The sequence below is a fragment of the Roseovarius tolerans genome (assembly GCF_028885395.1).
GTDB classification, from domain to species: Bacteria; Pseudomonadota; Alphaproteobacteria; order Rhodobacterales; family Rhodobacteraceae; genus Roseovarius; species Roseovarius tolerans.
Genome location: NZ_CP118494.1, coordinates 1,662,626 through 1,681,066 on the forward strand (window position 1 = coordinate 1,662,626; position 18,441 = coordinate 1,681,066).

19 protein-coding genes are annotated in these 18,441 nt (G+C 64.5%); 15 read left to right on the forward strand and 4 right to left on the reverse strand.

Features of this window, described 5'->3' with window-relative positions:
* Positions 1-62 precede the first annotated feature (62 nt).
* Both PVU19_RS08230 and PVU19_RS08235 read right to left on the reverse strand, forming a co-directional pair.
* Positions 63-1,115 (reverse strand): extracellular solute-binding protein, encoded by a 1,053-nt coding sequence (locus PVU19_RS08230; RefSeq protein WP_235575697.1) that lies wholly within the window; start codon positions 1,113-1,115, stop codon positions 63-65.
* Between the two features lie 173 nt (positions 1,116-1,288).
* Positions 1,289-2,155, reverse strand: coding sequence for a MurR/RpiR family transcriptional regulator (locus tag PVU19_RS08235; protein WP_050661854.1), 867 nt, complete (start codon positions 2,153-2,155; stop codon positions 1,289-1,291).
* A 176-nt stretch (positions 2,156-2,331) separates the two neighbouring features.
* Between PVU19_RS08235 and PVU19_RS08240 the strand changes: the two genes are divergently transcribed.
* From PVU19_RS08240 to PVU19_RS08275, 8 genes are all read left to right on the forward strand, one after another.
* Complete coding sequence (locus PVU19_RS08240; RefSeq protein ID WP_050661836.1) at positions 2,332-3,099, forward strand: N-formylglutamate amidohydrolase; 768 nt, start codon at positions 2,332-2,334, stop codon at positions 3,097-3,099.
* Positions 3,092-3,697, forward strand: coding sequence for a TRAP transporter small permease subunit (locus PVU19_RS08245; protein WP_050661853.1), 606 nt, complete (start codon positions 3,092-3,094; stop codon positions 3,695-3,697). Before PVU19_RS08240 ends, PVU19_RS08245 begins: the two co-directional genes overlap by 8 nt.
* Complete coding sequence (locus PVU19_RS08250) at positions 3,687-5,009, forward strand: TRAP transporter large permease (RefSeq protein WP_050661835.1); 1,323 nt, start codon at positions 3,687-3,689, stop codon at positions 5,007-5,009. The genes PVU19_RS08245 and PVU19_RS08250 overlap by 11 nt, the downstream gene beginning before the upstream one ends.
* Before the next feature lie 51 nt (positions 5,010-5,060).
* Positions 5,061-6,098, forward strand: a complete 1,038-nt coding sequence (locus tag PVU19_RS08255; RefSeq protein ID WP_050661834.1) for a TRAP transporter substrate-binding protein — start codon at positions 5,061-5,063, stop codon at positions 6,096-6,098.
* A gap of 74 nt (positions 6,099-6,172) precedes the next feature.
* A complete protein-coding gene (locus PVU19_RS08260) occupies positions 6,173-7,534 on the forward strand; it encodes a glutamine synthetase family protein (RefSeq protein WP_050661833.1) in 1,362 nt (453 codons plus the stop codon).
* A gap of 2 nt (positions 7,535-7,536) precedes the next feature.
* Positions 7,537-7,929 (forward strand): YybH family protein, encoded by a 393-nt coding sequence (locus PVU19_RS08265; RefSeq protein WP_050661832.1) that lies wholly within the window; start codon positions 7,537-7,539, stop codon positions 7,927-7,929.
* A complete protein-coding gene (locus PVU19_RS08270; protein ID WP_050661831.1) occupies positions 7,926-9,308 on the forward strand; it encodes an aldehyde dehydrogenase family protein in 1,383 nt (460 codons plus the stop codon). Before PVU19_RS08265 ends, PVU19_RS08270 begins: the two co-directional genes overlap by 4 nt.
* The gene (locus tag PVU19_RS08275; protein WP_050661830.1) at positions 9,305-10,450 is read left to right on the forward strand and encodes an iron-containing alcohol dehydrogenase; all 1,146 of its coding nucleotides are present in this window, start codon (positions 9,305-9,307) and stop codon (positions 10,448-10,450) included. The genes PVU19_RS08270 and PVU19_RS08275 overlap by 4 nt, the downstream gene beginning before the upstream one ends.
* A gap of 8 nt (positions 10,451-10,458) precedes the next feature.
* On the opposite strand, the gene PVU19_RS08280 is transcribed toward PVU19_RS08275, so the two are convergent.
* Positions 10,459-10,995: a hypothetical protein gene (locus PVU19_RS08280; protein WP_235575698.1), complete on the reverse strand. Its 537-nt coding sequence runs from the start codon at positions 10,993-10,995 to the stop codon at positions 10,459-10,461.
* Here PVU19_RS08280 and PVU19_RS08285 point away from each other — a divergent pair.
* From PVU19_RS08285 to PVU19_RS08300, 4 genes are read left to right on the forward strand one after another with little or no spacing between them, the layout of a single operon-like run.
* Positions 10,927-11,790: an FAD binding domain-containing protein gene (locus PVU19_RS08285; RefSeq protein WP_050661828.1), complete on the forward strand. Its 864-nt coding sequence runs from the start codon at positions 10,927-10,929 to the stop codon at positions 11,788-11,790. The two genes, PVU19_RS08280 and PVU19_RS08285, sit on opposite strands and share 69 nt — an antisense overlap.
* Entirely contained in the window at positions 11,787-12,266 is a 480-nt protein-coding gene (locus tag PVU19_RS08290) for a (2Fe-2S)-binding protein (protein WP_050661827.1), read from the forward strand. The genes PVU19_RS08285 and PVU19_RS08290 overlap by 4 nt, the downstream gene beginning before the upstream one ends.
* The gene (locus tag PVU19_RS08295; RefSeq protein WP_050661826.1) at positions 12,266-14,515 is read left to right on the forward strand and encodes a xanthine dehydrogenase family protein molybdopterin-binding subunit; all 2,250 of its coding nucleotides are present in this window, start codon (positions 12,266-12,268) and stop codon (positions 14,513-14,515) included. Before PVU19_RS08290 ends, PVU19_RS08295 begins: the two co-directional genes overlap by 1 nt.
* The gene (locus PVU19_RS08300; protein ID WP_050661825.1) at positions 14,515-14,760 is read left to right on the forward strand and encodes a MoaD/ThiS family protein; all 246 of its coding nucleotides are present in this window, start codon (positions 14,515-14,517) and stop codon (positions 14,758-14,760) included. Before PVU19_RS08295 ends, PVU19_RS08300 begins: the two co-directional genes overlap by 1 nt.
* Here the strand turns inward: PVU19_RS08300 and PVU19_RS08305 are convergent.
* On the reverse strand, positions 14,757-15,383 hold the full coding sequence (locus tag PVU19_RS08305; protein ID WP_050661824.1) for a thiamine phosphate synthase: 627 nt from the start codon (positions 15,381-15,383) through the stop codon (positions 14,757-14,759). The genes PVU19_RS08300 and PVU19_RS08305 overlap by 4 nt on opposite strands.
* Positions 15,384-15,589: 206 nt before the next feature.
* Between PVU19_RS08305 and PVU19_RS08310 the strand changes: the two genes are divergently transcribed.
* The 3 genes from PVU19_RS08310 to PVU19_RS08320 are packed head-to-tail and all read left to right on the forward strand — an operon-like array spanning position 15,590 to position 18,434.
* A complete protein-coding gene (locus PVU19_RS08310) occupies positions 15,590-17,005 on the forward strand; it encodes a YcjX family GTP-binding protein (RefSeq protein WP_050661823.1) in 1,416 nt (471 codons plus the stop codon).
* Positions 17,002-17,448: a GNAT family N-acetyltransferase gene (locus PVU19_RS08315; RefSeq protein WP_050661822.1), complete on the forward strand. Its 447-nt coding sequence runs from the start codon at positions 17,002-17,004 to the stop codon at positions 17,446-17,448. Before PVU19_RS08310 ends, PVU19_RS08315 begins: the two co-directional genes overlap by 4 nt.
* On the forward strand, positions 17,445-18,434 hold the full coding sequence (locus PVU19_RS08320) for a YcjF family protein (RefSeq protein ID WP_050661821.1): 990 nt from the start codon (positions 17,445-17,447) through the stop codon (positions 18,432-18,434). Before PVU19_RS08315 ends, PVU19_RS08320 begins: the two co-directional genes overlap by 4 nt.
* Positions 18,435-18,441 lie beyond the last annotated feature (7 nt).

Genomic DNA, 18,441 nt, shown 5'->3' on the forward strand with positions numbered 1-18,441 from the left:
GGGTCCTTCAATGCAAGAAGCCCCCGCCAGTGCGGCGGGAGCCTCGGAGATATTGCGCAGCTTCAGTTCGCGGCTTTGACGCGGTCGAGCACGCCACCCTCGATCACCTCAAGCCCTGCGGGCACCGGCGGATACCACTTGATGTTGTCCACTGCTTCGGGCGGGAAGCTGGCCTGATACTTCGCCTTGAGCGCGTCGGAGGCGAATTCGTCCGCGCCCTGCGAGGCGGTGAAGTTGCCTGCGGATGCGGTGATCATCGCCGACACCTCGGGCTGCATCACGAAGTTGATCCAGTCATAGGCAGCGTCATCGGCGCGGCCCTTGGCGGGCAGCACGAAGGTGTCGATCCAGCCAAGCGCACCCGAGGCAGGCGCGACGAAGGTGATGTCGGCACTGTCCTCGTTCAGCTTCCAGCCGCCGGTATCCCAGGCCATCGCCGCCACGATCTCACCCGAGCGCATCAGGTTCATCAGCTCGTCGCCGCCACCCCAATAGGCTTTGACATTGGGTTTGCAGTCGACAAGCTTGGCCTCGACCTTTTCCATGATCTCGGTATAGGCGGCCTCGTCGCCATAGGCGGCGAAGGGGTCCATCCCCATGGCGAAGGCAAAGCCGATCAGCGTCGGGCGCTTGAGGCGGTAGGAGACGTCACCGGCCACGGCGTCGGAGCACAGATCGGTGTAGTCCTTGACCATGTCGGCCTTGGAGGTGTCGAGCACGAGGCCCGACGTGCCCCAGACATGCGGCACGCCGTAGACTTCGCCGCCGACCGTGGTGTTGGCCTTGGTCGCCTTGAGCATCGACGGGATGAAGAGTGATTCGTTGATCTTGGAGATGTCCATCGGCTTGTAGATGCCGAACTCGGCCTGCGGGCCGGCGATACGGTCCTGGCTGGGCTGGGCAAGGTCGAAGCCGCCGCCGCCGGTGGCGCGCAGCTTGGCGATCATTTCCTCGTTGTTGGAGAGCGTGACCTCGACGGTGTGGCCGGTCTCTTCCTCGAATTTGGCGATGACGTCCTCGGGGGCGTATCCGCCCCATGTCAGCAGCCGCAGCGTATCCGCGGCGGCGGGATGTGCGAAGGCCAGCGTTCCGGTCAGAACGGCGGCCAGGGTCATATGCGTGGATGTGAGTTTCATGTGTTTTCCCTGTCTTGAACAACGTGATCGTAATTGTTCGTTTCTGAGTGTTAGCGCAGGTTCGGTGACGTTTCCATGAAAACCGTTCTTGCCTGCATCGGCTGTGATCCGCGCCCGTGATCTCCTTTCCCGGGGCCGCGCGGTGGCCCCGTTCAGGGTTTGCGAAAGAGCCGCGTCATCTCGAACAGGCTGTCGAGCCGCTCGAAGCGGTCGCGCGCCTCGGGCCAGCGTTCCTCTTGCGTCGCCGCGATCAGTGCCTCGGTGAGCGATAGCGTGGCGATGTTGGAATCCCACGCCGACGGGATTTCCCCCCAGCAATGAAATGTCGCTTCGGCCAGTCCCGCGACGGGGCTGGCCCATTGATCGGTGATCAGGATCACCCGCACGCCGCGTGCCGAGGCGATCTCGGCCAGCCGCAGAAGGTTTTCCTCGTAGCGGCGAATATCGAAGATCAGCAGCGTGTCGCCCTCGACCATGTCGAGCACGTAATGCGGCCATGTGGCGGGCGAGGAGGTGAGATGCGTGACCCGCTCGCGGATCGCCTGAAAATGGGTGAAGGCATATTCGGCCAGTGACCGCGTGATGCGCCCGCCAACGATATAGAGCCCGTTTTCGCTGGCCAGCAGACGCGCGGCGGCGTCGAATTGCGCGGTGTCGATATTGGCGAAGGTCTGCGCGAGGTTCTGCGTCACCGCCCCGGCAAACCGGTTGAGCATATGCGATTCGGGGGCCTCGACGGTCCAGACTGCGCGGCGCTCGGTCGGGCCCGAGACCTTGGCCTGCAATTCCTGCAACAGCGCCTGATGGAACTGCGGGTAGCCCTTGAAGCCCAGTTTCTGCACCATCCGCGCCACCACCGGGGCCGAGACGCCCGCCCCCTCGGCGGCGGTGGTGATCGAGGCGAGGCCCGCATTGGGGTAGTTTTCCATCAGGGTGTTTGCGAACTTGCGCTCGGATTGGGTCAGGTCCTGATACTGACTGCGGATGAGTTGCCGCACCGTCGGCGTGGCCGATGTCATCGGCAGCGCGGGGTCGATGGGCGGATCATCGGTCACAGGCGGGCCTTTCGCGGTGACATTCTGTGCAAAGGGGGCGGTGCGGGGCAGGTCAACGGAAATCTTCTCTGGATGGTTCTGGAAAAATATTGACGAAAAACTTCTCTCATGGAAAGCTTTTTCCAGCGACAGGGGGAAACATGCTCGCAAAACGTGCCGAGGCCTATGAAATCATCAACGCGGACGGGGTCGGACCGGCCGTGATCGTCTGTGAACATGCCTCGAATCATATCCCCGCTGACTATGACGGCCTCGGTCTTGACCCGTCGGCGCGCGACAGTCACGCGGCGTGGGACCCGGGGGCGGAGGATGCGGCGCGGCGCCTGTCGGAGGCGCTGGAGGCGCCGATGATTGCCGGGCGCGTCTCGCGGCTGGTTTATGATTGCAACCGCCCGCCCGAGGCCCCGAGTGCGATGCCCGAGCGCAGCGAAAGAATCGCGGTGCCCGGCAATGTCGGGCTGAGTGCGGCCGCGCGTGCGGCGCGTGCGGCGCGGGTCTATGCGCCGTTCACGCGCGCCACATCTGACCTGATCGCGCGGCGGGGCAGGGTGGGCACGCCCTTTGCGCTGATCACCATGCACAGCTTCACGCCCCAATGGATGGGACAGCCGCGCGCCGTGGAGATCGGTATCCTGCATGACAGCGATGCGCGGCTTGCCGATGCGATGCTGGCGCAGGAGGTGCCGGGCAGGCAGGTCGAGCGCAACGCGCCCTATGGCCCCGCCGACGGTGTGACGCATAGCCTGCGCCTGCACGGGATCGCCAATGGTCTGCCGAATGTGATGCTGGAGGTTCGCAACGACCTCATCGCGACGCCCGCGCAGCAGGATCGTGTTGCCGCCGAATTGCTGCGCCTGCTGCGTCCGGCGCTCGTGTGGCTCAAGCTGATGGAGGCCCATGATGCGTAGCGCGATGCGAGGCTATATCCGCGCGATAGATAGGATGAACCGCTTTATCGGGCGCATCGCCATGTATCTGGTCTTTGTGCTGATGGGGGTGCTTCTCTGGTCGTCTGTATCCAAGGCAGCCTCGACCCCGTCGCTGTGGACGTTGGAGACCGCGCAATTCGTGATGGTCGCCTATTACGTTCTGGGCGGGCCTTATTCGATCCAATTGGGTTCGAACGTGCGGATGGATCTGTTCTATGGGGATTGGTCACCGCGCACCAAGGCGATGGTGGACGGATTCACCGTGTTCTTTCTGCTGTTCTACCTTGTGGTCCTCTTCATGGGCGCGGTCAGCTCCACCGCCTACGCGCTTGGATATTTCGGGATGGAGCCGTTTGCCTTTTTCGGGGATCTGTTCCTGACCCTGATCACCGAGGGGCCGGGCGCCGCACAAGAGAAACTCGGCTTTCTCGAACGCAGCCCGACCGCGTGGCGGCCGCCGCTCTGGCCGATCAAGGTGGTGCTGTGCCTTGGCGTGTTCCTGATGATCCTGCAAGCGTTGGCGGAGTTCTTCCGCGACATCCAATACCTGCGCGAGGGAGACACCGATGCCGCATGAGATGATCGCCATCGTCATGTTCGCGGGCATGATGCTGATGCTGATGACCGGGCAGCGGGTGTTTGGGGCCATCGGTTTTGTCGGGGCATTGGCGGGCGTGCTGCTCTGGGGGACGGGTGGCGTTGAAATCCCGTTCTCGGCGGCGATGAAGCTGATGAAATGGTATCCGCTGCTGACCCTGCCGATGTTCATCTTCATGGGCTATGTCCTGAGCGAGAGCCGCATTGCCGACGACCTTTACAAGATGTTCCATGTCTGGATGGGGCCGGTGCGGGGCGGGCTGGCGATCGGCACGATTGGTCTCATGGTGCTGATTTCGGCGATGAACGGGCTGAGCGTCGCGGGCATGGCCATCGGGGCCACCATCGCGCTGCCCGAGTTGCTGCGCCGGGGCTATGACAAGATCATGGTGACGGGGGTGGTGCAGGCGGGCTCGTCGCTTGGCATCCTCGTGCCGCCCTCGGTGGTGCTGGTGCTCTATGCGATGATCGCGCGGCAGCCGGTGGGGCAGTTGTGGCTGGCGGGGGTCATCCCGGGCCTGCTCATGGCCTCGCTCTTTATCCTTTATATCTATATCCGCTGCCGCATTCAGCCGCATCTCGGCCCGGTGTTGCCCGAAGACGAGCGCAACGTGTCGCTGTCCGAAAAGCTGCGTCTGCTGCGCGCGGGGCTGTTGCCGCTGGTGATCTTCGCGGTGATGATGGTGCCCTTCGTCAAAGGCTGGACGAGCCTGGTGGAAAGCTCTGCCATCGGCGCGATTGCCGCTTTCCTTGCCGCCGTCCTCAAGGGGCGGATGACGCGGGTGGTGTTCGAGACAACGGTGCGCAACACGCTGGCGATTTCATGCATGTTCATGTGGATCATCCTTGCGGCACTCGGCTTTGGCGCGATCTTTGACGGGCTGGGGGCGGTGAACGCCATCGAGGGGCTGTTCACCGAAACGCTGAACCTCAGCCCGTGGATGATCCTCATCCTGATGCAGCTCAGTTTCATCATCATGGGCACGTTTCTGGACGACACCGCGATGCTCGTGATCGTGGCGCCGCTCTACGTGCCGCTGGTGGGCGCACTTGGCTTCGATCTGATCTGGTATGGTGTGCTATACACGATCACAACGCAGATCGCCTACATGACACCGCCCTTCGGCTATAACCTCTTTCTGATGCGCGCCATGGCCCCGCCCGAGATCGGGCTGCGCGACATCTACCGCTCCATCGTGCCATTCGTGGGCGTGATGGTGGTGGCGCTGTCGCTGGTTATGATCTTTCCGCAAATCGCGCTGTGGCTGCCAGAATACGTATACGGAAAATAACCCCAGAAGAGCCCTGACGAAGGGGCCATCATTGCAACAAGGAGAAGAACGATGACGACGACAAGACGCAAGTTCCTGAAATCCGCGGGCGCCGGTGCAGTGGCCGCACCACTGGCCGCTCCCGCGCTCGCGCAATCGACGATCACCTGGCGGATGCAGACCTATGCCGGCGCGGCATTGGCCGAGCATGTGGTGAAACCGGCCATCGACACGTTCAACAAGATCGCGGGCGACCGCATGCAGATCGAGCTCTTTTATGCCGATCAGCTGGTGCCCACCGGTGAGCTTTTCCGCTCCATGCAGCAGGGCACCATCGACGCCGTGCAGTCCGACGATGACAGCATGGCGAGCCCGACCGAAGTGACGGTCTTTGGCGGCTATTTCCCGTTTGGCTCGCGCTATAGCCTCGATGTTCCGGTCCTGTTCAACCAGTACGGCCTAAAGGAGATCTGGGAAGAGGAATACGCACGCGTCGGCGTCAAACACATCAGCGCCGGGTCATGGGACCCGTGCCATTTCGCCACCAAGGACCCGATCCACAGCCTTGAGGATCTCAAGGGCAAGCGCGTCTTTACCTTCCCGACGGCGGGCCGGTTCCTGTCGCAATTCGGCGTGGTCCCAGTGACCCTGCCATGGGAGGATATCGAGGTTGCGGTGCAGACCGGCGAACTTGACGGCATCGCATGGTCGGGCATCACCGAGGATTACACGGTGGGTTGGGCCGATGTGACCAACTACTTCCTGACCAACAACATCTCGGGCGCGTGGGTTGGCCATTTCTTTGCCAATATGGGCCGTTGGGAGGAACTGCCGGAGGATCTGAAACTTCTGCTCGCCACCTGCATGGAACAGTCGCATTACTATCGCCAGTGGTGGTATTGGGGCGGCGAGGCGCGGTTGCGCGTGCATGGCGAGAAGATGCAGCTGACGACAATCCCGGATGCGGAATGGGCCACGGTGGAGACGTCCGCGCGCGAGTTCTGGGACGAGATCGCGGCGCAATCCGAGACCAAGGCCAAGGTCGTGGAGATCTTCAAGCAGTACAACGCCGATATGGAAAAGGCCGGACGCCCCTACCGCTATACCTGAGCGGGGCCTGTGCCGATACCAGAAGGGGGCCCGTGCCGGGCCCCCTTTCCCAAGCCTGAACGGAGCGAAAGACCATGACTGCCCTGACACTGGATGCGCTGAAAACCAAGGCCGCGAGCGGCGAGATCGACACGGTGCTCGCCTGCGCCGTGGATATGCAGGGCCGCCTTGTGGGCAAGCGGTTCCACGTGTCGAACTTTCTCGAAGCCGGTTTTGAGGAAACGCATTGCTGCAACTACCTGCTGGCCACCGATCTGGAGATGGAAACGCCCGACGGCTATGCCGCGACAAGCTGGGCAATGGGCTATGGCGATTACACGATGAAGCCGGACCTTGCCACGCTCTGCCCGGTGCCTTGGCTCGAGGGCACCGCGCTGGTGCTGTGCGATTTTCTCGATCACCATTCCCATGGTCCGGTGCCGCATTCCCCGCGCCAGATTCTCAAGGCGCAGATGGAGCGCGCAGCCGCCATGGGCCTGACGCCGATGATGGCGACCGAGTTGGAGTTCTTCCTGTTCGAGCGCTCCTACGACGAGATCCGCGCTAGCGGTTACCGTGACCTGACGACGCTGGTGAAATACAATCAGGATTACTCGATCCAGTTCACCACGCGCGATGAGCATGTCATGCGCCCGGTGCGCAACGCGCTATACGCCATGGGCATTCCGGTGGAGAACACCAAGGGTGAGGCCGAGATCGGGCAGGAGGAGTTGAATATCCGCTATGGTGACGCGCTCGAGGCGTGCGACCGGCACACCTTGGCCAAGCACGCGGTCAAGGAGATCGCCGCCCAGCATGGTCATTCCGCGACCTTCCTGCCGAAATGGCGCGCTGACAAGGTGGGCAGTGCCGCGCATATCCACCAGTCGCTGTTCAACGCCGAGGGCAATGTATTTTTTGATGCGGGTGCGCCGCATTCGATGTCGCAGGTGATGCGTCAATACGTGGCCGGGCTGTTGAAATACGCGCCCGACTGCATGCTGCTGATGGCCCCCTATATCAACAGCTACAAGCGCTTTGTGCCGGGCACCTTTGCCCCCACCAAGACCGCCTGGTCGATCGACAACCGCACCGCCGGGTTCCGCCTTGTGGGCGAGGGCACCAAGGGCGTGCGCATCGAATGCCGCATTCCGGGGTCGGACATGAACCCCTATCTCGCCTGTGCCGGGCAACTGGCGGCGGGGCTTGCGGGGATCGAGGAGGGGCTGGACTTGCCCGATCCGGCGCAGGGCGATCTCTACAGCATGGCCGACGTGGCCGAGGTGCCGCACAAACTGAGCATGGCGACCGAGACCTTCCGCAATTCAGCCATGCTGCGGCATGCCTTCGGCGATGCGGTGGTCGATCACTACACCCGCGCGGCGGAGGTCGAGCAGGAGGATTTCGACCGCGCGGTGACCGACTACGAAGTGCAGAGGGGCTTCGAGCGTGCGTGACCATGGATGATAAAGCCCTCATCGCCGCGCTCGTCGAAGGTTATCTCACGGCCTATGAGGCGCGCGATGACGTCGGTTGCGCCTCGTTCTATACTCTGGGCGCTCTGGTTCTTTCGCCCTGGGCTGCGCCATTGCGCGGGCGCGTGGCCATCGCTGACGCGCATCGCGATTGGTTTTCCGAAGAAGAGCGCAACAAGGTTATGACGATAAAAGACCTCAAGATCGACGGCGATCTGGCGGTCTGTCTGCTTCGCTACAATGCCGAAACAGATAACGGCCCGGTCTTTGGGGCCAGCCTCCACACCCTTGAGCGTCAATCTGACGGGGGATGGAAAATTCAACACACAAGCCTGCACGAGCTTGAGGACGAAACAACGGGATTCGAAGAAGAATGACCACTACCCTCAATTGTATATCTCCGATCGACGGATCGGTCTTTGCCACCCGCGAGACGCTGAGCGCCGAGGCCGCGCGTGCGGCCATTGCCGAGACCCGCGCGGCGCAGGCCGCATGGGCCGCGCGCCCCTTGCAGGAGCGGATAGACCTGGTGATGGCGGGCGTTGCCGCTGTCGGTGAGATGAACGACGAGATCGTGCCGGAACTGGCCCGCATGATGGGCCGCCCGGTGCGCTATGGTGGCGAATTCGGCGGTTTCAACGAGCGTGCATCCTATATGGCCGAGATCGCTGAGGAGGGGCTGGCGGATATCGAGGTGTCGGATGATGGCGCGTTCCACCGCTATATCCGCCGCGTGCCGCATGGCGTGGTGTTCGTGGTGGCGCCGTGGAATTACCCCTACATGACGGCGATCAACACCGTGGCCCCGGCACTCATAGCCGGGAACGCGGTTGTGCTGAAACACGCAACTCAGACTCTGCTGGTGGGCGAGCGCATGGCGCGGGCCTTCCATGCGGCGGGCGTGCCTGAGGCCGTGTTCCGCAACGTGTTTCTGGATCACGACACCACATCGACGCTCATAGCCGACCGGCAGTTCGATTTCGTCAATTTCACCGGTTCGGTCGGCGGCGGGCAGGCGATGGAGCGCGCCGCCGCAGGCACCTTTACCGGTCTGGGTCTGGAACTGGGTGGCAAGGATCCGGGCTACGTGATGGACGATGCCGACCCCGCGACCGCAGCCGAGGGGCTGATTGACGCCGCGATGTTCAATTCCGGCCAATGCTGTTGCGGGATTGAGCGGATTTACGTGCACGATAGCCTGTTTGATGCCTTCGTGGCAAAGGCCGTGGAGATCGTGAACGGCTACCGCGTGGGCGATCCGCTGGACCCCGAGACCACAATCGGCCCGATGGCCAACACACGCTTTGCCGCAGAGGTGCGCGCGCAGATCAATGAGGCCGTGGCGGCGGGGGCTGTGGCGCACATCGCGACCATGCCGCAGGACGATGGCGGCTGCTACCTGACGCCGCAGATCCTTACCAATGTCACCCATGACATGCGGGTCATGCGCGACGAGAGCTTTGGCCCCGTGGTCGGCATCATGCCGGTCAAGGATGACGCCGAGGCAGTCCGGCTGATGAATGACAGCCCCTTCGGCCTGACCGCCTCGCTCTGGACCCGTGACGCGGTTCGCGCCGCACAGGTCGGCGATGCCATCGAGACCGGCACAGTCTTCATGAACCGCGCCGATTACCTTGATCCCGCGCTGTGCTGGACCGGCTGCAAGAGCACCGGACGCGGTGGCGCGCTCTCGGTCATCGGCTATCACAACCTGACCCGTCCGAAATCTTATCATCTCAAGAAGGCTACGACATGACATTCACCGCAAACTGGTCCTATCCCACCGCCATCCGTTTCGGGGCGGGCCGCATCGCGGAACTGGCCGAGGCTTGCACACAGGCAGGCATCGCCCGCCCGCTGCTCGTGACCGACAAGGGGCTGGCCCCGCTGCCGATCACCGCGCAGGCAATGGAGATCCTGCGCAAGGCGGGGTTGGAGGCCGCCGTGTTTTCCGAGGTCGATCCCAACCCAAACGAGATCAACCTCGCCGCCGGGGTCGAGGCCTACATGGCCGGGGGCCATGACGGGGTGATCGCCTTCGGCGGCGGCTCGGGGCTCGACCTTGGCAAATGCGTGGCCTTCATGGCGGGGCAGACGCGCCCGATCTGGGATTTCGAGGACATCGGTGATTGGTGGACGCGCGCCGATGCCGATGCCATCGCTCCGATCATCGCCGTGCCCACCACCGCCGGAACGGGCTCGGAGGTTGGGCGCGCGGGCGTACTGACCAATTCGGTAAGCCACGAGAAAAAGATCATCTTTCACCCCAAGATGCTGCCCGTCACGGTGATCTGTGATCCCGAACTGACCGTCGGAATGCCGAAGGCGATCACCGCGGGCACCGGGCTCGACGCCTTCGCGCATTGCGTCGAGGCGTTCTCCTCGCCGCACTATCACCCGATGTCTCAGGGCATCGCGCTCGAAGGCATGCGGCTGGTGATCGAGAACCTGCCGCGCGCCTATGAGACGCCTGACGATATCGAGGCGCGCGCCCATATGATGAGTGCTGCGGCCATGGGGGCGACGGCGTTCCAGAAGGGTCTGGGCGCGATCCACGCCATGAGCCATCCCATCGGCGCGCATTTCAACACCCATCACGGCACCACCAACGCGGTTTGCATGCCCGCCGTTCTGGACCTGAACGCGCCCATGATTGCCGACCGCTTCGACCGTGCGGCGGGTTATTTGGGCATCGAGGGCGGCTATGACGGCTTTCGCGCCTTCGTGGACCGCTTCAACGACAGCTTCAGCGTGCCCAAGGGGCTGGCTGCGCTCGGCGTGACCGAGGATGCCATCCCGACACTTGTCAAGGGCGCGATCAAGGATCCGTCCTGCGGCGGCAATCCCATTGAACTGACGGAAGAAAACCTGGCGGCGCTCTTCCAAGCGGCGATGTAGCGATCAGGCTATGAGGTGACGCGCGGGTGCTCTTGCATGACGAGGGACCTGCGCGCATCATCGGCGAAAAGCAGAACCTCGACGGGATTGGCTGGTGGTGTTTGCGCGATGCGCTGGCTTACATGCTGCGCCATGCTACGTTGCCGAATGAGCTCGAAGAGCAACGCGTGGCGCGGGCTCTTTTCGGTGTATCCGTCAGCTTGCCGGGCATAGGTCATCGGGTCACTCGTCGAAATCAGTCTCGTCTGAATAGCCATTGAAGATTGACGGAGGATTAAGGCGCTTTTGGCGCGCGAAAGAAGCGGTGATGTGACGTTTGGCAGGTTTTGCGGTGTGAATAACGTGATGCCGCGCGTGATCCTGCGGATGTCGGCGGGGTGTTTGCGTCTCGTCCTCACATGCGGGATAGTCGTGCCAAATAGCGACCGAGTCAGGCTGTGCCCTGCACGGGCGATCAAGAGGAAAGGACAATCCATATGCGATACGAGGCACCAAGACGGTTGGAAGATGCCGTGAGCCTGCTGGCCGGGCAGGATGGTGCGCATGTGCTGGCGGGGGGCACCGACCTGCTCGTCAAGCTGCGCTCGGAGATGATCGAGCCGGAGATGATCGTCGATATCAAGCGCATCGAGGGCATGCGCGAGATTGCCGCCGAGGACGGTGGTTGGCGCATCGGGGCTGCGGTCTCGGGCGCCGAGATGGGCGAGCATGCGGGGCTTGTCGCCGATTGGCCCGGTGTGGTCGAGGCGGCGGGGCTCATTGGCTCGACGCAGATCCAGGGCCGCGCCACGCTGGCGGGGAACCTCTGCAACGCGTCACCTGCGGCGGACAGCGTCCCGGCGATGGTTGCGGCGGGCGCGACCGTGCGTATTGCCGGGCCGAACGGCATGCGTGACATGGATGTGATCGACGTCCCCCAAAAACCCGGCAAGACGGCGCTGGAGCGTGGCGAATTCATCGCCTCTGTCTGGCTGCCTGCCCGTGGCGAACGCTCTAGCGATGCCTATCTGCGCTTCATCCCGCGCACCGAGATGGATATCGCCGTTGTCGGCTGTGGCATCTCGCTGAGCCTTGACGAGGGCGACCGGGTGACGGCGGCGCGGGTGTCGCTTGGCGCGGTCGGCCCCAAGGTGATGTTGGTCGAGGAGGCGGCAGAAGCGATAACGCGGCGCGTTCTCGACGAGGCGGCTCTGAGCGATCTGGCGGCGGCCTGCTCGGCGGCGGCCACACCGATTGACGACAAGCGCGGCACGATTGATTTCCGTCGCCACGTCGCGGGCGTTCTGGCCCGCCGCGCGGCGGTGATCGCGGCCAAACGCGCGAAAGGAGAAACGGCATGAGCCAGCTACACGTAACCACCAAGATCAACGGAGATGAGACCGAGTTTCTCTGCGAGGCCGAGGACACGCTGCTCGACGTGCTGCGCGACCGGCTGGGCCTGACCGGCACCAAGGAAGGCTGCGGCACCGGCGATTGCGGGGCCTGTTCGGTGGCCGTGGATGGACGTCTTGTCTGTTCCTGCCTGATGCTGGGGGCCGAGGCCGAGGGCCGCGACATCGCCACCATCGAGGGCATGGCGACCGGCGATCAACTGCACCCGCTGCAACAGAAATTCATCGAGATGGCCGCGCTGCAATGCGGCATCTGCACGCCGGGCATTCTGGTCGCGGCGCAGTCGCTGCTGGAGCGCAACCCCGATCCGAGCGAAGAAGAGGTGCGCTATTGGTTGGCAGGAAATCTCTGCCGCTGTACCGGCTATGACAAGATCATCCGCGCCGTGATGGAAACGGCGGCGGATATGCGGAGGGCATCGTAATGGCATTGGATGACACCAAGAAAACGCGCGAATTCAAGGTCGTCGGCACGCGCCCCGACCGGCCCGACGGCATCGACAAGGTGACGGGGCGCGCGCGCTTTGGTGCCGACATGGTGGCACCCGGCATGCTGACCGGGCGCATCCTACGCTCGCCGCATGCCCATGCGCGGATCGTCAGGATCGACGCGTCGAAGGCCGAGGCGCTATCGGGCGTAAAGGCCGTGGTCACCCGCGCCGATTTCGGCGAGGTGCCCGAGGATGTGGCCGATGTGCTCGACAATTGCATGGCGGGCGACAAGGCGCTTTATGATGGTCACGCGGTGGCCGCTGTGGCCGCAAGCAGCCCGGCGGTGGCGCGCAAGGCACTGAAACTCATCGAGGTCGAATACGAGGTCTTGCCGCATGTGACGGATGTGGACGAGGCGATAAAGCCCGACGCGGCGGTACTGCATGAGGGCCGCCAACAGGAGACGGTGCCCGAGGGCCTGTCTCAGAACGTGATCGCGCGCTCTGAATTCGGGCATGGCGATATCGAGGCCGGGCTCAAGCAGGCCGACCGCGTGGTTGAGCGCACCTATCGCACCGCGGCCACCCATCAGGGCTATATCGAGCCGCATGCCTGTCTGGCCACGATGGGCTCGGATGGCCGCGCCGATCTCTGGGTCTGCACCCAGGGGCATTACATGGTGCGCAACACCTGTGCCGCCATTCTGGGTATGGAGCAGGGACAACTGCGCGTCACCGCCAGCGAAATTGGCGGCGGCTTCGGCGGCAAGACGGTGGTTTTCCTTGAACCTGTCGCACTCATGCTGGCCAAGAAGGCGGGTCGCCCGGTCAAGATGGTGATGAGCCGCTCCGAGGTGCTGCGCGCCACCGGGCCGACCTCTTCGACCTCAATTGACGTGAAAATCGGCATGACCAAAGACGGCAAGATCACCGCCGGTTTCGCCGAGTTGCGTTATCAGGGCGGTGCTTATCCGGGATCGCCCGTCGATATGGGCGCGATGTCCGGCTTTGCGCCTTACGATCTGGAAAACGTCAAGACCGTGGGCTGGGACGTGGTGACCAACCGGCCCAAGGCCGCCGCCTACCGCGCGCCCGGCGCGCCGATGGCCGCCTTCGCCATCGAAAGCGCGATTGACGAGGCGGCCAAGGGCTTTGGCCTCGACCCGCTAAAGGTGCGGTTGATGAACGGTGCGGATGAGGGGACCAAGGCCTCTTACGGCCCGACCTATCCCGCCATCGGCCTCAAGGCGACGCTGGAGGCGGCGAAATCGCACCCGCACTGGTCCGCCCCTTTGGGTGAAAATCAGGGTCGGGGTGTCGCTTGCGGGTTCTGGTTCAATTTCGGCGGCGACACTTGCGTGTCGCTCAACATCACGCCGGATGGCACCGTGACCGTGTCGGAGGGCAACCCCGATATCGGTGGGTCGCGCGCGTCGATGACGATGATGGCCGCCGAGGAGCTGGGCATACCCTACGATCAGGTTCGCACGATCATCGCCGACACCGGATCATTGGGGCAGAACGAGGTGACCGACGGCTCCCGCGTAACCTTTGCCGTGGGGCTGGCCACGATCAAGGCCGCTGAGGCTGCAAAAAAGGAGATGTGCCGCCGGGCAGCGCTGGTCTGGGGCATCGACGAGGAGGCCGTGGAATGGGAAGACGGCGCTGCGCGTCCTGCGGGGCCGAATGCCGGGAAATTCCCGCCCATGACGCTCAAGGAAATCGCCGCCATCGCCTCCAACACCGGCGGGCCGATTGCCGGGCATCACGAGGTCAACGCCGAAGGTGCAGGCGTGAGTTTCGCCACCCATATGGTGGATGTGGAGCTTGACCGCGACACCGGATCGACCAAGATCCTGCGCTACACGGTGTTCCAGGACGCCGGCAAGGCGGTGCATCCCTCCTATGTCGAAGGGCAGTTTCAGGGCGGCGCGGTGCAGGGCATTGGCTGGGCGCTGAACGAGGAGTATATCTATGGCGAGGATGGCATCTTGCAGAATGCCGGGTTCCTCGACTACCGGATTCCGGTGGCCTCGGACCTGCCGATGATCGACACGGTCATTCTGGAAATCCCCAATCCCGGCCACCCCTACGGCGTGCGCGGGGTGGGCGAGACCTCGATTGTGCCGCCCCTGGCGGCCATCGCCAATGCGGTCTCGGAGGCGGCAGGCGTGCGGATGACGCAACTACCGATGTCGCCGCCGCGTGTGCTGGCGGCTCTGCAGGCCAAAGCGGAGGGCTGATGGTCGAAGTGCTGCTCTGGGGCTCGCTCGCCGATCAGGCGGACGGCGCGCGCAAGGTCGAGGTCGAGGCCGCCACCTTGCGCGAGTTGCTCGACGGGCTGGGGGAGAAATTCCCCGGCCTGCGCCCGGAACTGGAGCGCGGCGTGTCGGTGTCGATCGACGGGCGGGTCTATAACGACAGCTGGTTCCAGCCGATTGCCGAGGATAGCGAGGTGGTTTTGCTCAAGCGGTTGAAGGGCGGCTAGCCGTCAGCCATGGCGGCGATCAGGCGGCTGAGCGCCGCGGCTGCATCGTCTTCGCGCCAGATCTCCTCGCCGAAGGCCAGAAAATCGCTGACAGGGGCGAAGGAGGCCACTTCCGCCACGCCAAGCGCGCCTTCGGCGACGATCGGCACTTCGATCACCTCTGACCACCATTCGAAAATCTCGCGGTCTGCATGGCTCCCATCGCCAAGACCGGTGGAGCCGATGGGGCCGAAGCTCACGTAATCGGCACCTGCTTCGCCCGCGCTCATCCCGTCATGGCGCGAGGTGCCGCAGAAGGCCCCGACGATGGCCTCTTCGCCCAGTTCCTTGCGCGCGGCGCGCACCCCGCGCGAGCCATCCAGTAGATGCACCCCGTCGAGCCCCAACCGTTCCACCATCAGCACATGGCTGTCGATCACCAGTGCAATATCGCGCGCATGGGTCACCTCGCGGCAGGCATCGGCGGCGCGCGCGATGCGGTCCTCGTCGCGGGTGGCAAGGCTGAGCCGAAGGCAGGCCACCTCGTGCGCGTCAAGCACATGCGCCAGACGGTCGGGGAATATCTCCAGCTCGAACTCTGGCGGAGTGATGAGATAGATTTGCGGCTGCTCGATCTCGTCCATCTGGGCGCTCCTTGGCAATTTCGCCCGTCTTAGCCAAGAAACGCGCCTTTGACCATCGCTGGCATGCAGCTTCTTCTTGGCAAAAATACTCATATCCGCCGGATGCGGCGCGCGCGCAATCGGGTTGCGGAAGGACGGGCGAAAATGGCCCCTAGCAAGCCCCCGGGTGCGCCTCTATCTTGGGGGCAAAGAGGAAAGGGGCAGGTTTGGCGATTGCAGGGCTGGCGGACGGGCTGACGCGCGGCATTGAGGAATTCGGGGATCGCGTTTCAGGCGCGTTTTTCGAGCCGGTGGTGCGATTGGGGGTCACGGGCCTTGCCCGCGCGGGCAAGACCGTGTTCATCACCTCGCTGATCGCCAATCTGCTCGACCGCGCGCGCATGCCGGGCCTTCTGGCCGAGGGCGAGGGGCGCATTCTTGCGGCCTATTTGCAACCGCAGCCCGACGTGACCCTGCCGCGTTTCGACTATGAGACGCATCTGGCGGCCCTCACCGGTCCCGCGCCGCATTGGCCCGAGAGCACCCGCGCCGTTTCGGAACTGCGCCTGTCGCTGCGGGTGCGGCCGGGTGGCTTTCTGTCAGGTATGACCGGCCCGCGCGTGGTGCATCTTGATATCGTGGATTATCCGGGCGAATGGCTGCTCGATCTGGCGCTGCTGGACAAGAGCTATAATCAGTGGTGCGAGGAGGTGTTGGCCCGCATCCAGGCACGTCCGCAGGCCGCCGCCTATCTGGAGGCCGCGCGCGCCACCGATGCCGCGGCCCCTTTGGAGGAGGCAGTGGCACAGCGTCTGGCGCAGGGCTTTACCACCTATCTCAACGCCGCGCGCGATGCCGGGTTTTATGATTGCACGCCGGGGCGGTTTCTGTTGCCCGGTGATCTGGCGGGCTCGCCGGTGGTGACCTTCGCGCCGCTACCCGCCGACGGCGCGCCCCCGCGCAAAAGCCTGCGCGCCGAGATGGCGCGGCGCTATGAGGCCTATAAACGCGAGGTGGTGCGGCCCTTTTTCCGCGATCATTTCGCGCGGATCGACCGGCAAGTGGTGCTGGTCGATGCGCTCGACGCGATCCACAAGGGGCCGCGCGCGGTCGAGGACATGCGTGGTGCCATGGCCGATATCCTCGGGGCGTTTCGCCCCGGGCGGAATGCGTTTCTGACGCAGCTTCTGATGGGGCGGCGGGTGGAGAAGATCCTCTTTGCCGCGACCAAAGCCGATCATCTGCATCACACTCAGCACGTACGCCTGACCGCAATCATGGAGGCGCTGTTGCGCGCGGCCCGCGACCGCGCGGACTTCGCCGGGGCCGAGACCCGCGCCATGGCCATCGCCGCGCTACGCGCCACGGTCGAGGACCGAATGAACCATCAGGGCCGCGATCTCGATTGCGTGCGCGGGCGGCTCTTGGACACCGGGCGACAGGCGGCGTTTCATCCGGGCGCGTTGCCCGAGGATCCCGCGCGCCTTCTGGCGGCGGCGCGGGGCGGCGCGGAGGCATGGCCTGACGGCGAGTATCGGGCGATGCGCTTTGCGCCTTCGGTCCTCAACCTGCGCCCCGGCGAGGGGCCGCCGCATATCCGGCTGGATCGTGCCGCGCAGTTCCTGATCGGGGATCGGCTATGAGTATCGCGCGCGCCCGGCTCTGGCATCTGCCACATCTGGCGCGCATCCTGTGGGCGTTTACCCGGGCGACCCCTTGGCTGCCGCAAGTGCGCAGCCCGCGCGACGATCTGCGCGCGCTCGCTTGGGTGACGCGGCGGGGTTGGGTCAGGATTGTGCGCGACAGGTCTGGCATCGCCGCCTTCATCGTGCGCGACGGCTCGCGGGTGCATGCGCTTTACGTCGCGCCTGCGCGGCGCGGGCAGGGCCATGGCGGCGCGCTGCTGGCCGAGGCCAAGGCCGATACCGGCGCGCTCGACCTGTGGGTGCTGGAACAGAACGCGGGTGCGCGCGGCTTTTACGCGGCGCAGGGCTTTCGCGAGGCGGCGCGCGGGCAGGGGGCGGGCAATGACGAGGGCTTGCCCGATATCCTGATGATCTGGAGTGAAGAGGAAGAGGCGGCATGAGTAACGGTCCGGTTCTGATTGATCTTGACGAGGACAGGGCGGCAGAGCCTGATCGCGCGCCGCCGGTTCCCGATGACCAGCCCCGCCCTGAGGGCCGTGCGATGCAGGCGGCAATGGCGCGGGCGGCGCGGCCGCCCTCGCGCTTGGCGCGGGCGTTCTGGGCGCTGGCGCTCGGCCTCATTGGCGCGGCGATTTCGGTCGCGGCCTGGGATTTCGCGGCCGGCTTGATCGCGCGGGCCCCGCTTTTGGGCTATGTGGTGGCGGGTATGGGCGTGGCGCTGCTCATCGTGATTGTGCTCATCGCCCTGCGCGAGATCGCGGCCTTTGCCCGTCTGGGGCGGCTCGACAGTCTGCGCAGCGCGGCAAGCGCGGCGCTGGCAGAGGAGGACCTCTCTGGTGCGCGCGCCACGGTGACGCGGCTCTCGGCACTTTATGCTGGGCGCGATGTGCTGCAATGGGGGCAGGCCCGGCTGAAAGAGCGCGAGGCGGATCAATTCGACGCCGAGGCGCTTCTCGGGCTGGCGGAGGCCGAGTTGCTGGCCCCGCTCGATGCGCAGGCCCTGCAAGAGATCGAGCTGGCGTCGCGGCAGGTGGCGACGGTCACCGCGTTGGTGCCGTTGGCGCTTGCGGATGTGGCAGGCGCGCTGATTGCCAATCTGCGGATGATCCGACGCATCGCCGAGATCTATGGCGGGCGCGCGGGTGTGCTGGGTGGCTGGCGGCTGACGCGGGCGGTGATGGCGCATTTGGTGGCGACCGGCGCGGTGGCCGTGGGGGACGACATGATCAGCAGCGTCGCGGGCGGCAGCATGCTCTCGAAACTGTCGCGCCGCTTTGGAGAAGGCGTGGTCAACGGCGCGCTGACCGCGCGTGTGGGGGTCGCGACGATGGAGGTCTGCCGCCCGCTGCCCTTCCTTCGAGTGCGTCGTCCCTCGGTCTCGGGTCTGGTCAAACGCGCGCTTGTTGGGCTCTTTCCAACGCGCTAGCGTCAGC

Excerpts from the sequence above, each read along its gene's own strand:
- PVU19_RS08305 (WP_050661824.1), bottom strand. The coding sequence starts at position 15,383 with ATGGACGAGATCGAGCAGCCGCAAATCTATCTCATCACTCCGCCAGAG.
- PVU19_RS08245 (WP_050661853.1), top strand. The coding sequence starts at position 3,092 with ATGCGTAGCGCGATGCGAGGCTATATCCGCGCGATAGATAGGATGAAC.
- PVU19_RS08230 (WP_235575697.1), bottom strand. The coding sequence starts at position 1,115 with ATGACCCTGGCCGCCGTTCTGACCGGAACGCTGGCCTTCGCACATCCC.
- PVU19_RS08270 (WP_050661831.1), top strand. The coding sequence starts at position 7,926 with ATGACCACTACCCTCAATTGTATATCTCCGATCGACGGATCGGTCTTT.
- PVU19_RS08290 (WP_050661827.1), top strand. The coding sequence starts at position 11,787 with ATGAGCCAGCTACACGTAACCACCAAGATCAACGGAGATGAGACCGAG.
- PVU19_RS08300 (WP_050661825.1), top strand. The coding sequence starts at position 14,515 with ATGGTCGAAGTGCTGCTCTGGGGCTCGCTCGCCGATCAGGCGGACGGC.
- PVU19_RS08320 (WP_050661821.1), top strand. The coding sequence starts at position 17,445 with ATGAGTAACGGTCCGGTTCTGATTGATCTTGACGAGGACAGGGCGGCA.
- PVU19_RS08280 (WP_235575698.1), bottom strand. The coding sequence starts at position 10,995 with ATGCGCACCATCCTGCCCGGCCAGCAGGCTCACGGCATCTTCCAACCG.
- PVU19_RS08295 (WP_050661826.1), top strand. The coding sequence starts at position 12,266 with ATGGCATTGGATGACACCAAGAAAACGCGCGAATTCAAGGTCGTCGGC.
- PVU19_RS08240 (WP_050661836.1), top strand. The coding sequence starts at position 2,332 with ATGCTCGCAAAACGTGCCGAGGCCTATGAAATCATCAACGCGGACGGG.
- PVU19_RS08260 (WP_050661833.1), top strand. The coding sequence starts at position 6,173 with ATGACTGCCCTGACACTGGATGCGCTGAAAACCAAGGCCGCGAGCGGC.
- PVU19_RS08255 (WP_050661834.1), top strand. The coding sequence starts at position 5,061 with ATGACGACGACAAGACGCAAGTTCCTGAAATCCGCGGGCGCCGGTGCA.
- PVU19_RS08250 (WP_050661835.1), top strand. The coding sequence starts at position 3,687 with ATGCCGCATGAGATGATCGCCATCGTCATGTTCGCGGGCATGATGCTG.
- PVU19_RS08265 (WP_050661832.1), top strand. The coding sequence starts at position 7,537 with ATGGATGATAAAGCCCTCATCGCCGCGCTCGTCGAAGGTTATCTCACG.
- PVU19_RS08275 (WP_050661830.1), top strand. The coding sequence starts at position 9,305 with ATGACATTCACCGCAAACTGGTCCTATCCCACCGCCATCCGTTTCGGG.
- PVU19_RS08315 (WP_050661822.1), top strand. The coding sequence starts at position 17,002 with ATGAGTATCGCGCGCGCCCGGCTCTGGCATCTGCCACATCTGGCGCGC.
- PVU19_RS08235 (WP_050661854.1), bottom strand. The coding sequence starts at position 2,155 with ATGACATCGGCCACGCCGACGGTGCGGCAACTCATCCGCAGTCAGTAT.
- PVU19_RS08285 (WP_050661828.1), top strand. The coding sequence starts at position 10,927 with ATGCGATACGAGGCACCAAGACGGTTGGAAGATGCCGTGAGCCTGCTG.